The 1,168-nt window shown below is 62.6% G+C and carries 1 protein-coding gene; it reads right to left on the bottom strand.

What is annotated here, in order from left to right:
- Positions 1-21: 21 nt before the first annotated feature.
- Positions 22-966 carry an IS110 family transposase gene (locus EN808_RS35040; protein WP_189522269.1) on the bottom strand — a complete coding sequence of 315 codons (945 nt, stop codon included), beginning with the start codon at positions 964-966 and terminating at the stop codon, positions 22-24.
- Positions 967-1,168 lie beyond the last annotated feature (202 nt).

Genomic DNA, 1,168 nt, shown 5'->3' with positions numbered 1-1,168 from the left:
GACGGATGAGCAACTGTGTTTTCAGGCTTTGTCTGGATACCAGGGTTGGTTGTGTCGAAGCATGGCGCTGAGGATGGTCATAATCTTTCGGGCCACGGCGACGATGGCGACCTTTGGTTGCTTACCGTTTGCAATAAGACGCTGGTGGAAGGCTTTGAGTACGGGATTGGAGCGGCTGGCGGTGAGCGCTGCCATGTAGACCACCCTGCGCAGAGCATGCCGGCCGCCCCAGATGACGCGGCGACCTTTGAAGGTGCCGGTGTCGAAGTCGTAGGGCGCCAGGCCGGCAAGCGCAGCAATCTCGCGTCGCGAGGCCTGCCCGATCTCCGGCGCCAGCGCCAGTATGGTATGGCTGAGGACTGGACCGGCACCGTGGAAGGACTGGATCAGGCGATCCTTGGCTGCGAGCGCCGGCTGGCTGGCGACGAGTTCGGCCATACGCTTGGCGAGCAGTGCGATATCGAGTTCGATACGACGCAGCCGCTGGGTGAAGATGCGCTTCACCATCGGCTCGCGTAGCTGCTCGAGTTGATTGGCGAGGCTGACCTTATCGTCGCTAAGCTGCCTGCGGGCCACGACCAGATCGGCCAGTTGCTCCGCAATCGGGTCGCAACGCACCGGCCGGGTCGGCAGTTCGGCGGTGTAGCGCGCAATCAGCAAGGCGTCGATGCGATCATTCTTGGCCAATCGGCCAAGGGCGCGGGCATAGTGGCGCAATTTGTGCGGATTGACGTTCCTGGCCGGCAGGTCCGCGCTACGCAGTGCCTTGGCCACACCGCGCTCATAGCCGCCGCTCGGCTCCATGCCGATGGCGCGTACGGTGCGACCCCGCAGCCATCTGACCAGCTTGGCCCATCCGTCCTTGTCGTTGTCGAAACGCGCTTGTTCCTGCGTTTGAAACACCGCCACGTCGAGCCAGCCTTTGGCGACATCGATGCCGATGTCCTGAACCGTTTGCGCTACCATCTCATCGGTCCCTTCCTTGTGTGCGGGGGCTTGCCCCTTGCAACTGTTCGGGTTCACAAAAGAAGGCGGTCGGGCCCCAGCTCATCCACGGTTTAAGCCACCTGAGGGGTGACGGGCTCTCGACCGCCGCCACGGATCAGGCAAGCACCTGGTCCGTGGCACCCTCAACAATGCACGATTCCAAACACACAAGGGGTGTTCC

Origin of the sequence: Mesorhizobium sp. M8A.F.Ca.ET.165.01.1.1 (assembly GCF_004792065.1) — a bacterium.
GTDB lineage: Bacteria > Pseudomonadota > Alphaproteobacteria > Rhizobiales > Rhizobiaceae > Mesorhizobium.
The sequence above is the reverse complement of the archived record's forward strand: the minus strand, read 5'-3'. Positions and strand labels throughout refer to the sequence as shown.

Excerpts from the sequence above, each read along its gene's own strand:
- EN808_RS35040 (WP_189522269.1), bottom strand. The coding sequence starts at position 966 with ATGGTAGCGCAAACGGTTCAGGACATCGGCATCGATGTCGCCAAAGGC.